The sequence below is a fragment of the Mesorhizobium sp. genome, assembly GCF_041661565.1.
Taxonomy (GTDB): Bacteria; Pseudomonadota; Alphaproteobacteria; order Rhizobiales; family Rhizobiaceae; genus Mesorhizobium.
Map to the genome: position 1 here is coordinate 14040 of NZ_JBAZUD010000026.1, position 13584 is coordinate 27623.

Consider the following 13584-nt stretch of genomic DNA (forward strand, 5'->3'; position numbering starts at 1 on the left):
TTGATTCCAGCCTCTGGTTCCTACCGGCTTGCCAAGGCACGAGTTCATCAGTCTGTTACGCTCGGCCTCGCCGCCGACTTCGACAACGATGGCTTTGCGCTCGCCAATGTCACTGTCACCGACGGCAAGATCGCAGAAATTGCCGCGCATGGCCGGGCAGCTGTGCCCGCCGATGCCATCGACCTCGGCGGGCGCATCGTGCTGCCATGCTTCGTCGATTGTCATACGCATATCGACAAGGGCCATATCTGGCCGCGCGCGCCCAATCCCGACGGCACTTTCATGGGGGCATTGAATGCCACCGGCGCCGACCGCGCCGCGCGCTGGAGCGCCGAGGATGTGGCGCGACGCATGGAGTTTTCACTGCGTTCGGCCTACGCGCATGGCACCAGGGCTTTGCGCACGCATCTCGACAGCGTCCCGCCGCAGGAGGAAATCTCCTGGCCGGTGTTCGAGACGATGCGCGAGGCTTGGCGTGGCCGCATCGAATTGCAGGGCGCGTGCCTGCTCGGCATCGAAGGCGTGCGAGACAAAAAGTGGTTCGACGCTCTGGCAAGGCGGGTCGCAGCGGCAAAGGGCGTACTTGGCGTCGTCACCTACATGGTGCCGGATCTGGAAGAGCTGCTCGACCACGTCTTCGCCCAGGCGATCGAGCATGGCCTCGACCTCGATTTCCATGCCGACGAGACCGACGACGTCGCCGCGATCTCGCTGAAGAAGATCGCCGAGGCGGCACTGTGGAACGGCTTCGAGGGCAACATCCTGGTCGGCCATTGCTGCTCGCTGGCGCGCCAGCCGGACCTGGATGTGCTCGATACGCTGGACAAGGTGGCCAAGGCCGCGCTCGCGGTCGTGTCGTTGCCGATGTGCAATCTCTATCTGCAGGATCGGCGTACGGACCACACGACGCCGCGCTGGCGCGGCGTGACGCTTCTGCATGAGATGAAGGCGAGGGGCATTCCGGTGGCCGTCGCCTCCGACAACACGCGCGATCCCTTTTATGCCTATGGCGATCTCGACATGCTGGAGGTCTACCGCATGGCGACGCGCATCCTGCATTTCGATCATCCGGTGGCTGACTGGCCGAAAGCGGTCGCCGCGACACCGGCCAAGGTGATGCGGCTCGACGGTTTCGGTACGCTGGCCGCCGGCGGCGACGCCGACTTCATTGTTTTCAAAGGCCGAAGCTGGACCGAATTGCTGTCGCGCCCGGAATCGGATCGCATTGTCGTGCGCGCCGGACGCGCGATCGACCAGGAATTGCCGGACTATGCAGAACTCGACGAACTGATGGTGGAATGATGGACTTGTCGGCGCTCAAGCGTGATCTCGACGGGCTGAAGGTCGATGACAATCCGGCCATCGTCCAGCAGAAGAGCCGTGATTTCTACTGGTATAGCCCAGTGTTGAAGGAGCAGCTCGACCATGTCACCGGCGACCTGATCGTGACGCCGAAGAACGAGGCCGAACTGGTCCGCGTGCTAGCCGCATGCCACCGTCATGGCGTGCCTGTCACGCCGCGTGGCAGCGGCACCGGCAATTACGGCCAGGCGATGCCGCTGTCGGGCGGCGTGGTGCTCAACCTGGCCGAGATGAACGAGATCAAGTCGATCACGCCGGGTCGCGTGGTGACCGGTCCGGGCGCGGTCATTGCCGACATCGACAAGGCGACACGGGCGCATTCGGGCCAGGAGCTGCGGCTGTTCCCGTCCACCTACAACACGGCGTCGATCGGCGGCTTCATCGCCGGCGGCTCTGGTGGCGTCGGCTCGATCAATTTCGGCGGCCTGCGCGATTTCGGCAATGTGCTTCGCCTGCGCGTGGTGACCATGGAGGCCGAGCCGAAAGCGCTCGAACTCACCGGCGAGGATCTGCACAAGGTGACGCACGCCTATGGCACCAACGGGATCATCACGGAAGTCGAGATGCCGCTGACGGCGGCCTATGAGTGGGTCGACGTCATCGTTGGCTTCGATGCCTTCATGGCGGCGGCGCGCTATGGCAACGCGCTCGCCTGCCAGGACGGCATCCTGACCAAGCTAATCACACCGATAGCGGCACCCGTGCCGCAGCTTTATTTCAAGCGGCACCAGAAGTTCCTGAAGGAAGGGCAAAGCATCTGCGTCGTCATGGTGGCGCAGCATGGACTGGATGCCTTCCTGGCCTTCACCCGCCGCGCCGGCGGCGAGGTGATCTTCAATGCCGCCACCGTGGCGGCGGAAGACAAGAAGGGCCTGCCGCCGGCTTATGAGCTTGCCTGGAACCACACGACGCTGCGGGCGCTGCGCGTCGATCCCTCGATCACCTACCTGCAGTCGCTCTATCCCTTTCCCAACCAGCTGGCACTCGTCGAGAAGATGGACGCGATGTTTCCACGCGAGGTGTTCTCGCATCTCGAATTCGTGCGGCTGGACGGCAACATCACCTGTTTCGGCCTGCCGCTGGTGAAGTTCACCAGCGAGGCGCGGCTGGACGAAATCATCCGCCTGCATGAGGAGAATGGCTGCCCGATCTTCAACCCGCATCGGTACACGCTGGAGGAGGGCGGCATGAAGCAGACGGATGCGGTGCAACTCGCCTTCAAGCGCGAGACCGATCCGCAGGGCCTGCTCAATCCCGGCAAGATGATCGCCTGGGAAAATCCTGATTACGACTATCGGTCGGGGCGAACTTTCCTGTTCAAAGGCCTGCAAAAGGCAGGCTGATGACGAGCGTGTGGCGCTGCACCCCCCTCTGGCCTGCCGGCCATCTCCCCCTCAAGGGGGGAGATCACGCGCTCCATTGCTTTCGTCAATTTTCAAGGCTCCAAAATGAGCGCCGGCGGACAGGCCGCCGATCTCCCCCCTTGCGGGGGAGATGCCCGGCAGGGCAGAGGGGGGTGCCTCGCGCTGACCTCGGCAAGGATCCGCCGTGAACATCCTCGTCCTCTATGCGCATCCGGTCGAGACAAGCTTCAATGCCGGCCTGCACAGCTTGATCGTCGAGCGGCTGACGGCGGCCGGCCACACGGTCGATGATTGCGACCTCTATGCCGAGGACTTCGATCCTCGGCTCACGCGCGGCGAGCGGCTCGATTACCACAGCGAGCGCGGCCCGGGCGATGCCGTGGCGCCTTATGTCGATCGACTGCTGCGGGCGGATGCACTGGTGCTGTCCTATCCGGTCTGGAACTACGGCTTCCCGGCGATCCTGAAGGGCTTTTTCGATCGCGTTTTCCTGCCCGGCGTGTCGTTCAAGCTGGTGAACGGCAAGGCGCAGCCGTCCCTGCATAACATCCGCAAGGTCGTGGCGGTCACTACCTATGGCGGGGGGAGGTTCCGCGCCATGCTGATGGGCGACCCGCCGCGAAGGCTGATCAAGCGCATGCTGCGCGCCACCGTAAGGCCGGGCGCGCCGGTGACCTATCTGGCGCAATATGGGATGAACCTGTCCACGGATGCATCACGCAAGGCGTTCATGTCCAAGGTGGCGGCCAGCATGGACGCATTCTGACGGGCGCTGCCTGGCCCCTTGAGCCCACTCTTCGGGCACCCGCCAGAGGTAGAACGCTACATCCTCACCCGTTCTGACTTCGGATCGTACATCGGCTTGATCGATGCCTGCGCCGCGAAACGCTCGCCGGCGATCTCGATCTCGTAGGATGAGGCCAGAACATCCGCTTCGCTCTCGCCCTGGCATGGCACATAACCCAAGCCTATGGCGCCGCCGAGATGATGGCCGTAATTGCCCGAGGTGATCGGTCCCACGATCTTGCCGTCGCGCAGGATGGCTTCGTTGTGGAAGAGCAGGGGTTGCGGATCGTTCAGCCGGAATTGCACCAGCCGGCGGCTCAACCCGGCTTCCTTCTTCCTCAGCACCGCCTCACGGCCGATGAAGTCGCCCTTGGCGGTTTTCACCGCGAAGCCAAGGCCGGCCTCCAGCACATTGTCCTCGTCGGTGATGTCATGGCCGAAATGGCGGAACGCCTTTTCGATGCGGCAGGAATCGAGCGTATGCAGGCCGCAGAGCTTCAGGCCGACATCAGCACCCGCCTCGTCGATCGCCTCGAAAACATGCGCCGCCTGGTCGGTCGAGACATAGAGCTCCCAGCCGAGTTCGCCGACATAGGTGACGCGGTGGGCGCGAGCGAGGCCCATGCCGATCTCGATTTCCTGGAACGTCCCGAACGGGTTGGCTTCGTTGGAGAAATCGTTCGGGCTGACCTTCTGGATCAGCCTCCGTGCGTCGGGGCCCATCAGGCAGAGCACGCTTTCCGCCGCCGTCACATCGGTGATGACGACGAATTCGTCGGTCAGGTGCTTGCGCAGCCAGGCAAGGTCGCGCTGCAGCGTCGCGCCCGGCACGACGAGGAAGTAGGCCGTATCTGACAGCCGCGAGACCGTCAGGTCGCTCTCGATGCCGCCGCGCCGGTTGAGCATCTGCGTGTAGACGATCTTGCCCGGCGCGACGTCCATGTCGTTGGCACAAAGCTTCTGCAGGAACGCGCAGGCGTCGCGGCCCTCGACACGGATCTTGCCGAAGGAGGTCATGTCGAACAGGCCGACGCTGTTCCTGACCGCCAGGTGCTCCTCGCGCTGGTTGTCGAACCAGTTCTGCCGTTTCCAGGAGTAGCGGTATTCACGCTCCTGGCCATTGCGTGCAAACCAGTTGGCGCGCTCCCAGCCGGCGACTTCGCCGAACACGGCGCCGCGTGCCTTCAGATGCTCATGCAGCGGCGACCGCCTGATGTTCCTGGAGGTCGCCATCTGCCGGTAGGGGAAATGGTCGGCATAGAGCAGTCCGAGCGTCTCCGAGACGCGCTCCTTGAGATAGCGGCGGTTCTTCTGGAACGGCTGGGCGCGGCGGATGTCGACTTCCCACAGGTCGAAGGGCGCCTCGCCATCGTTGATCCATTGCGCCAGCGCCATGCCGGCGCCGCCGGAAGAGACGATGCCGATCGAGTTGTAGCCGGTCGCCATCCAGTAGCCGGACAGTTCCGGCGCCTCGCCGAGATAATAGCGGTCGTCCGGGGTGAAGCTTTCGGGGCCGTTGAAGAAGGTGTGGATGCCGGCGGTGGCCAGCATCGGCATGCGGTTGACGCCCATTTCGAGGATCGGCTCGAAATGGTCCATGTCCTCGGGCAACTGGTCGAAGCAGAAATCCTCGCGGATGCCGTCCATGCCCCAGGGCTTCGCCACCGGTTCGAAGGCGCCAAGCATCATCTTGCCGGCGTCTTCCTTGTAGTAGGCGCACTCATCGGGCACGCGCAGCACCGGCAGGCGGCTGAGGCCGGGAATCGGCTCGGTGACGAGATAGAAATGCTCGCAGGCATGAAGCGGGATGGTGACGCCGTTCTGCGCGCCCAGTTCGCGCGCCCACATGCCGGCGCAATTGACGACGATGTCGGCTTCGATCATGCCCTGGTCCTCGCCCTGCGCCCAGGACACACCGGTGACGCGGCCGGCCTTGGTGTGGACCTTGGTGACCTTCACATTCTCGATGATGGTCGCGCCGCGCTGGCGCGCGCCCTTGGCCAGCGCCATGGCGATGTTGGCGGGATCGCACTGGCCGTCGAGGGGGAGGTGGACGGCGCCGACCACGTCGGAGACATTGAGATGCGGGTACATCTGTTTGACTTCGTTGGGCGAAATCTCGCGCACATCGACATCGAAGGCGCGCGCGAGCGACGCCTGCCGGTAGATCTCGTGCTTGCGCTCCTCGGTGAGCGCCACCGTTATCGAGCCGACCTGGCGCATGCCGGTGCCGACGTCGGTCTCGGCTTCCAGCTTGACATAGAGGTCGGCCGAATATTTCGCCAGCCGCGTCATGTTCTGCGAGCCGCGCAACTGGCCGATCAGGCCGGCGGCGTGCCATGTCGTGCCTGAGGTCAGCTGCTTGCGCTCCAGCAGCACGATATCCGTCCAGCCGAGCTTTGCCAGGTGATAGGCGACCGAACAGCCGGATACACCGCCGCCGATGATCACAGCGCGGGCCTTGTTGGGTATGGTCTTGGTCATGCGGCCTCGCGGCGGTAGCTGGATGTGAAGCGGCGCAAGCGAAGTGCGGCTTCTTGAAGGATGGGCTCCGGCTGGCAGAGGCTGATGCGAATGTGCCCGGCGGCGGCCTCGCCGAAGCTGGAACCGGGCATGACGCCGACTTTTTCCGCGTCGAGGAAAGCGAAGGCGAATTTTTCGTCGTCCGGTTCGATGTCCGATATGTCGAGCATGACATACATGCCGCCCTCCGAGCCGCGCACGGTGACGTCGTTCATGCCGCGCATGGCATCGAGGAAGACGGTGCGGCGCGCCGCGTAGCGCTCGGCGATGTCCTTCACGCCGTAATGGTTCTCGAGCGCCTCGGCGCAGGCGATGGAGATGAAGGCTGGCAGCCCGTAGGTCGTCACCAGATTGAGATTGGTCAACAGCGTGATCATCTCCTCCGGGCCGGTCAGCCAGCCCATGCGCCAGCCGGTCATGCCATGGCTCTTCGACATGGAATTGATGACAAGCGTGCGTTCCGCCATGCCGGGCAGCGAACGCGGCGAGACATGCTCGCCGCCGCCCAGCGTCCAGTAGACCTCGTCCGACAGCATCCAGAGGTCATGCTCGCGACAGATTTCCGCCAGCTCCTCCAGCCGCTCGCGTGTGTAGACGGCACCGGTCGGGTTGTTCGGTGTGTTGATCAGGATGGCGCGGGTGTTTGGCCTGAGCGCTGCGCGGATCATGTCGGCGCGTGGCTGGAAACCATCTTCGGCCGGCGTCTCGACGACGGTGAAGTTGGCACCGGCGGCGCTGAACGTGTTGGGGTAGGTGGCATAGTAGGGAGCGACGACGATGGCGTGGTCGCCCTGGTCGAGGACGGCCTGCACCGAGGCGTAAAGAGCGGCCTGGCCGCCGGGGGTTGCAATCACCTGCTCGGACGTCGTCTCGACGCCGGTGCAGGCGCTCGACGCTGCCGCCATTGCCCGGCGCAGGCGCGGCAGGCCGGGAAGCGGCGTGTAGTGGTGGTTGCTGCCGCGAACCGCGGTTACGCAGGCCTCGATCGTTTCAGACGGCGTGTCGAAGTCGTGGTCGCCGACCGAGAGCATGATGATGTCCTCGCCGGCCTGCTTGCGCGTCCAGGCGGCGAAATGGACTTCCCAGCCATCCTTGCCTGACGGCACGATGCCGGAAATGCGCGATGATGGTTTCGGCATTATGCTCTCAGCCTCTCGTTCTTCGGATCCCACAAAGGCTCGTCCTTCTGCACGACCGCCTTGAAGCGTTCGCCGACGATTTCGACTTCTATGGTGGTTCCCGGTTGCGCCAGATCGGCGCGCAGCATGCCGAGCGCGATCGACTTGTCGATGCGGTGACCCCAGCCGCCCGAAGTGGTCTCGCCGACGATCTTGCCGTCGTGCCACAGTGTCGAGACGGAAGGGGCATCGCAGTCGCCGGGGTTCTCGACGACCAGCGTGACAAAGCGTTTCTTCACGCCCTGCTGCTTTTCGTTGAGCAGCGCCGCCTTGCCGCGGAAATCGGGCTTGTCCCATTTGACGAAGCGCTCTAGCCCGCCCTGCAGGATCGAATAGTCGGTCGACAGGTCGCCTTTCCAGGTGCGGTAGCCTTTTTCGAGCCTGAGTGAGTCCAGCGCGTACATGCCGAACGGTTTCAGCCCATGCTTTTGGCCGGCCGCCCAGACGGCGTCGAAGATGGCGGCAGTGTCGTCGACCCTGGTGTGGATTTCCCAGCCGAGTTCGCCGGCGAAGGACACACGCACCAGCCGTGCCCAGAGGCCGGCGATGCTGGTTTCCTGATGCGTCAGCCATGGCAGGGCAAGATCGGCTTCGCAGACCTCGGCGAGGATCTTGCGCGAATTGGGCCCGGCGAGGATCTGGGTCGAATAGTCCTCCGTACGGTCGATCAGCTTGAAGGTCGCGTCCTTCGGCATGCGCGATTTCAGCCATTCGAAATCGTGCCATTGCGCCACCGCGGCGGTGATCAACGTCATCAGGTTCTCGTCGTGACGAACGACCGACATCTCGGTGACGATGCGGCCCTTGTCGTTGGCAAAGTAGATCAAGCCGATGCGGCCGGGCTTCGGCACCAGTCCGGTGACCTGAAGGCCAAGCCATTCGGCGGCACCGGGACCTTCGAGATTGAAGCGGGAGAAGCCCGGCAGGTCCAAAATGCCGGCGGCGTCTCGCACGGCCAGGCATTCCTCGCGGACGCGATGCTGCCAGGGCCCTTCGCGGCGGAAGGTGAGCGTGGCTTCCTCGGAAATGTCGTCGCCGGGCTTTGCGTACCAGGTGGCGCGCTCCCAGCCATTATAGGCGTCGAAGCGGCCGCCGAGCGCCTTGATGCGGTCATGGATGGGCGATAGCTTCCTGTCGCGACCTTCCGGCCAGGCATGACGCGGGAACTGGATGGCATATTCGTTGCCATAGATCTCCTTGCCCTTGGCGACGCAATAGTCCGGCGCCGAGGCGAATGAGGTGAAACGGCGCGGGTCGCAGGACCACATGTCCCATTCGGTCTGGCCTTGCGTTACCCATTCGGCCAGCACCTTGCCCGCACCACCGCCCTGAGCGATGCCGAAGGTGAAGACGCAGGCTTCGAAGGCGTTGGGGACACCCGGCATCGGCCCGATCAGCGGGTTTCCGTCCGGCGTATAGGGGATCGGCCCGTTGATGACCTTGGACAGGCCGGCGGTGCCGAGGATCGGCACGCGGGCGACCGCGTCGGCCAGGTAATGTTCAAGCCGGTCTAGATCGTCGGGGAACAGCTGGAAGGAAAAGTCCTCGGGCATCGGATCATTGTGCGTCGCCCAGTGCGCGCGGCAATTGCGCTCGTAGGGGCCGAGGTTCATGCCGTTCTTTTCCTGGCGCAGATAGTAGGAGGTGTCGACGTCGCGCAGCAGCGGCAATTTCTTGCCCTGCTCCTTCGACCATGCCGCGAGTTCGGGAATCTCCTCAAACAGGATGTACTGGTGGCTCATCACCATCATCGGCACGTCGCGGCCGAACATCCTGCCCACTTCGGCGGCGCGATAGCCGGCGGCGTTGACGACGATCTCGCAGCGGATCTGGCCCTGCGCCGTTTCCACCACCCATTCGTCATTCTCGCGGCGCGCGCCGGTGACCGGGCAGAAGCGGATGATCCTGGCGCCCAGGTCGCGGGCGCCCTTGGCCAACGCCTGTGTCAACTGGGCCGGGTCGATGTCGCCGTCGCTCGGGTCGTAAAGCGCGCCCTTCAGGTCATGCGTCTCGATAAAGGGATAGCGGCGCTTGATCTCATCGACGCCGACCACGTCGATGTCCATGCCCTGGTAGCGGCCCATGCCCTTGGCGCGCTGGAATTCCTGCATCCGCTCGACCGAGTGGGCGAGCCGCAGCGAACCAGTGACGTGATAGTTCATGGGGTAGCCGACGGCGTCGGCCAGCCCGCGGTAGAGCTCGGTCGAATAACGCTGCATGTTCATCAGCGACCAGGACGAGGAGAAGGTCGGCACATTGCCGGCGGCATGCCAGGTCGAGCCGGAGGTGAGCTCGTTCTTTTCGAGAAGCACGCAGTCAGTCCAGCCCGCCTTGGCAAGATGATAGAGAGCGGAGGTGCCGACAGCGCCTCCTCCGATGATCACCACGCGTGCCGTGCTCGGCAAACCGGCCATGTTCTTCTCCAGACCTTCGTTCAATAAAAGACGTATCGATCAATAGACTGGCGGCGACACCACCCAGATGACAACAGCCGGCTCATTGCCCGGATTGCGCCAGCGGAACGGCTTGCCGTCGAAGCGAAACGAGTCGCCTTCGCCGAGCCGATGCCAGACGCCCGCAATCTCGATGTCAAAGGTGCCGGAGACGACGTAGCCGGCTTCCTCTGTCGGCCTGCGCGCCTCCGACTTCAGGGCAGCGCCGGGCGCGAAGACAGAACGCAGCATCTCGAAACTACCGCCGAGATCGGGCGACAGAAGCTCCTCCACCAGGCCGGATTCGCTTGTGCCAAGCCTGCGGCGGCTACCGGCGCGCACGACCACGCCGCGCTCGATTTCGACGGGTACGTCATGGCTGAAGAACAGGCTGACCGGCACACGGAACAGCTCGGCGAAGGCCCTGATGTCGCCGAGCGACGGCATGGACAGGCCTCGCTCGACCTGGCTGACCCACCCGACCGAACGGCCGAGCTTCAAGCCGATCTCGGCCAGCGTCAGTCCACGCGCCTTGCGCAAGGCCCTGATATCGCCGGCCAGGAGGCGTTCGTCCGGTTCCTGCGAAGTCTTGGCTACGATCGAGGGCAAAGCACTCACTTCATGAAAAAATCCAGTCAATTTTCATGAGAGATCAGGCTCGTGAAAAAATCAAGTGGATTTTCACCGATGCACAAGATTTGCTTGCACGATTTTGGCGGTTCATGCAAAGGCTCGGGCGCGAACGGCGATTGGGGACGTCCGGTCGAGACGATCGTCAAGGGACGGCCCATGCTGGACAACAACACCCGAATTTCGGGCGATGCCGAGATTGTCGACGAGGCAATCGTGTCGCGCCGCTCGGTACGGGCATTCCTGCCCGATATGGTCGATGACGACACCATCCGTGCGATCCTGACGGTTGCGGCGCGGGCTCCGTCCGGCACCAACATGCAGCCGTGGAAGGTCTATGTCACCAAGGGCGAGACCAAGCAGCGGATAAGCGATGCCATCCTCAACTCGGGCATTCGCGCCGAGAAGGCCGATTGGGACGAATACCGGTATTATCCGACCCAGTTCTTCGAGCCCTATCTGACCCGTCGCCGGGCCAACGGATTTGGCCTCTATGGCGCGCTCGGCATCGGCCGCCGGGAGGTCGACAAGATGCGCGCCCAGCACGACCGCAACTTCGTTTTCTTCGATGCGCCCGTCGGCATGATCTTTACCATCGACCGTCGACTCAACCAGGGCTCCTGGATCGACTATGGCATGTTCCTGCAGAACATCATGGTGGCGGCGCGGGGACGGGGCCTTCACACCTGCCCGCAGGCAGCCTTCGCGCCTTATCACCGGCAGATCAGGCCGGTGCTCAACATTCCAGACGAGGAAATCGTGGTGTGCGGCATGGCGCTCGGCCACGAAGACATCTCAAAGCCGGAAAACGCCTTCCGCACCGACCGCGTGCCACTGGAAGAGTGGGTGACGTTCAGCGAATAGCCGAGCCGCACGCCGGGAGACTGCGGCTAATCCGTATTCATCTGGGCGCCGTGGCCGCTGACATGGGCGCCGTCCTGCGGCGTCAGCTTGAGATAGGCGAGCAGCGCGCAAAGCGTAATCACGCCTTCGATCAGGAACAGGATGCGGAAATCATTGGTCACGGCGGGTCCGCCGCCGGCCAGGAATGACAGCAGCGCCGCCGCCAGGCCAACGCTGATCGCCACCGCCAGCTGCCAGAGTATGTAGTAGAGCGCGCTGAAGCGGGCGAGCTGGTCGGGCGCAATGTCGGAATAGGCGAGGTTGCCGGTCGACGCCCACTGCGCGGAGCGCAGGACGCCGAAGGCGAAGATATAGGCAAGCACGATCCAGACCGGCGTGGTGACCTCTATCAAGGCGAAGCCGGCAACCATTGCCGCAACGATCGGCGTGTTGACAACCAGCACACGGCGAAAGCCGAAGCGGTTGAGCAGGCGCGGCATGAAGACACGCATGATCAGAGATCCGATTGCGGCCACAAAGGTCAGCGATCCCGCCTGCACCGCACTCATGCCAAAGCCAAGCTGGAACATCAGCGGCAGCAGGAAGACGACGGAGCTGAGGCCGATCGTGTCCAGCCCGCCGCCGGTGAGGAAGGAGATGCGGAAGGTGCGGATGCGCAGGAGTTTCAGGTCAAGCAATGGGTTGCGGGCACGCAGGCAGTAGAAGGAGGCGACTGTCAGGATGACGATCGCCAGCGCCAGCTCGGCCGCGATCATGCTGGCGGATGCATCTCTCGCGGCAAGCGAGTCCATGCCGAAGACCAGCAGCACCATGCCGCTGCCGACCAGCAGAAAGCCCGGAAAATCGAATGGCGTGCGCACCGGTTTTGTGACTGTCGGAAACAGCGAGGCGGCAAGGACAGCGGCTGCCAGCGCGAACGGCACGTTGATGAAGAAGATCCAGCGCCAGGAAATGTAGGTGGTGAGCGCGCCGCCGACGAGCGGCCCGACAAGCGGCCCGGACTGGCCGGCGAGCGAGATGTACATGTTGATCTTCAGCGTGCGGCTGCGCGGGAAGGTCGACAGGATGACGACCTGGCCGAGCGTGCCCATCAGCGCGCCGCCAAAACCCTGGAGGGCGCGGGCGCCGACCAGCATCCAGATATCGTTCGACAAGCCGCAAAGCGCCGACGAACCGGCGAACACCAGCAAGGCGAAGCAGTACACGTTGCGCAGACCGAAGCGGTCCGCGGCCCAGCCGCCAAGCGGCATCGAGATGATCAGGCTGGCGACATAGACGGTAATCAGCAGGCCGAGCTGGCTGGGTGGCCGGGCGAGGCTTTCGCCGATGCCGGGCAGGGCGGTCACCACGACGTTCTGATCCAGGCTGGTCATGAACACGCCGCAGGCGACCGTCAGCGGCAGCAGAAGCAAGGCGCGGGCCGACACATCGGCGCGATCCGCGGCGCCGGCGGATAGTTCTGCGGTCATGGAGATGTTCGAACCAAACGAATGCGCCGACACTGAGACGGGGTCTGCCCTTGGGCCGATCTGGCGGCCACGTTTTCCTACCATGGCCACTGGCGGCGCGATTCTGTAGCGGCAGAACCGGCCGGCATTGAGGCCAGAAGCCGCGGTGACGCGGCCATCTGGTCACGTCTTATTCAGAGAGGTGCAGTCTGCGAGCCTGGCTGAGGCCGGGAAGCGCAAGAAGCCAGCCGGATTGGTCGGCCGATTGTTGTCGCAGACCTCGTAGGGTGGTGGTTGGCGATGATCATGTCTCGGTGGGCTCGGGCTTGATCTGTTTCGGGTGCGATTCAAAGAGTGGTTTGGCGTCGTCGTCGTGGCGTAGCTCTTCTCGCTCCCAAATGCGCCACTGGAATGGAAGTGTAAGTGGAGTGGGCTCCGGCCGCGTCGCCCCGGTCATCAGGTCCAAGTCGTACCATTCCTCATTCTTGCTAGGGTCAAGAGGCTGAAACCGCATGAGATGGTGGCCTCCATCGAGCGCAAAGCCGCATGGACCGTGCCAAGCGATAGCATTTCCAGGCCAAGTGTCCGCGGTGGGCAAAGGTTCAAGAGCCCACTCCGTGCCGTAAGACATGCAATATGTACGATTTTTCAGAACTTCCGACACAGGTCCACCACGATCAGCAGGCCGCAGGTAGCCGAGGGTGAGTTCTGGGAATTCACGCCTCAACACAATCGCCAATTGAGGCCGGCCGGCAACATCTCGTACGGTAACAAGTTCACCTGGCACAGTATCAAAAATGTCCTTTACGGTCACATTCGGCTTGATAAACTTCATGCTGCCCCGCTAAGTTTATGATTTGGAGTTGCCCTTATTTAGATTGGGCCGGAGGTGATTTCGCAAAGAGGCTTGGAGCCATGCCTTTCGAAATGCGGGCGGCTTTCCCACACCCGCCAGCATTCGAATGGAGTTACAAGGCCAGATGGACTTGCTGCGGAG

At 63.4% G+C, this 13584-nt stretch carries 10 protein-coding genes; 4 read left to right on the top strand and 6 right to left on the bottom strand.

From position 1 onward, the window contains the following. The 3 genes from WC739_RS07150 (at position 1) to WC739_RS07160 (ending at position 3492) form a co-directional block, all read left to right on the top strand. Entirely contained in the window at positions 1-1302 is a 1302-nt protein-coding gene (locus WC739_RS07150) for a cytosine deaminase (protein ID WP_372952340.1), read from the top strand. Then, positions 1302-2705, top strand: coding sequence for an FAD-binding oxidoreductase (locus tag WC739_RS07155; protein WP_372952341.1), 1404 nt, complete (start codon positions 1302-1304; stop codon positions 2703-2705). Before WC739_RS07150 ends, WC739_RS07155 begins: the two co-directional genes overlap by 1 nt. 205 nt (positions 2706-2910) lie before the next feature. Then, positions 2911-3492 (top strand): NAD(P)H-dependent oxidoreductase, encoded by a 582-nt coding sequence (locus tag WC739_RS07160; protein WP_372952321.1) that lies wholly within the window; start codon positions 2911-2913, stop codon positions 3490-3492. A gap of 56 nt (positions 3493-3548) precedes the next feature. Here WC739_RS07160 and WC739_RS07165 read toward each other — a convergent pair whose 3' ends face one another. Genes WC739_RS07165 through WC739_RS07180 form a run of 4 tightly spaced genes read right to left on the bottom strand, consistent with a single transcriptional unit; the run spans position 3549 to position 10263 of the window. Next, positions 3549-5996: an FAD-dependent oxidoreductase gene (locus tag WC739_RS07165; protein WP_372952322.1), complete on the bottom strand. Its 2448-nt coding sequence runs from the start codon at positions 5994-5996 to the stop codon at positions 3549-3551. Next, the gene (locus WC739_RS07170) at positions 5993-7174 is read right to left on the bottom strand and encodes a pyridoxal phosphate-dependent aminotransferase (protein ID WP_372952323.1); all 1182 of its coding nucleotides are present in this window, start codon (positions 7172-7174) and stop codon (positions 5993-5995) included. The genes WC739_RS07165 and WC739_RS07170 overlap by 4 nt, the downstream gene beginning before the upstream one ends. After that, positions 7174-9627 carry an FAD-dependent oxidoreductase gene (locus tag WC739_RS07175; protein WP_372952324.1) on the bottom strand — a complete coding sequence of 818 codons (2454 nt, stop codon included), beginning with the start codon at positions 9625-9627 and terminating at the stop codon, positions 7174-7176. Before WC739_RS07175 ends, WC739_RS07170 begins: the two co-directional genes overlap by 1 nt. 39 nt (positions 9628-9666) lie before the next feature. Then, entirely contained in the window at positions 9667-10263 is a 597-nt protein-coding gene (locus tag WC739_RS07180) for a helix-turn-helix domain-containing protein (RefSeq protein WP_372952325.1), read from the bottom strand. 171 nt (positions 10264-10434) lie between these two features. Between WC739_RS07180 and WC739_RS07185 the strand changes: the two genes are divergently transcribed. Then, positions 10435-11139 carry a nitroreductase gene (locus WC739_RS07185; protein WP_372952326.1) on the top strand — a complete coding sequence of 235 codons (705 nt, stop codon included), beginning with the start codon at positions 10435-10437 and terminating at the stop codon, positions 11137-11139. 26 nt (positions 11140-11165) lie between these two features. Here the strand turns inward: WC739_RS07185 and WC739_RS07190 are convergent, their stop codons facing one another. Together WC739_RS07190 and WC739_RS07195 are read right to left on the bottom strand one after the other, a co-directional pair. Continuing rightward, a complete protein-coding gene (locus WC739_RS07190; RefSeq protein ID WP_372952327.1) occupies positions 11166-12608 on the bottom strand; it encodes an MFS transporter in 1443 nt (480 codons plus the stop codon). A gap of 283 nt (positions 12609-12891) precedes the next feature. Then, positions 12892-13422 carry a hypothetical protein gene (locus WC739_RS07195; protein ID WP_372952328.1) on the bottom strand — a complete coding sequence of 177 codons (531 nt, stop codon included), beginning with the start codon at positions 13420-13422 and terminating at the stop codon, positions 12892-12894. Positions 13423-13584 lie beyond the last annotated feature (162 nt).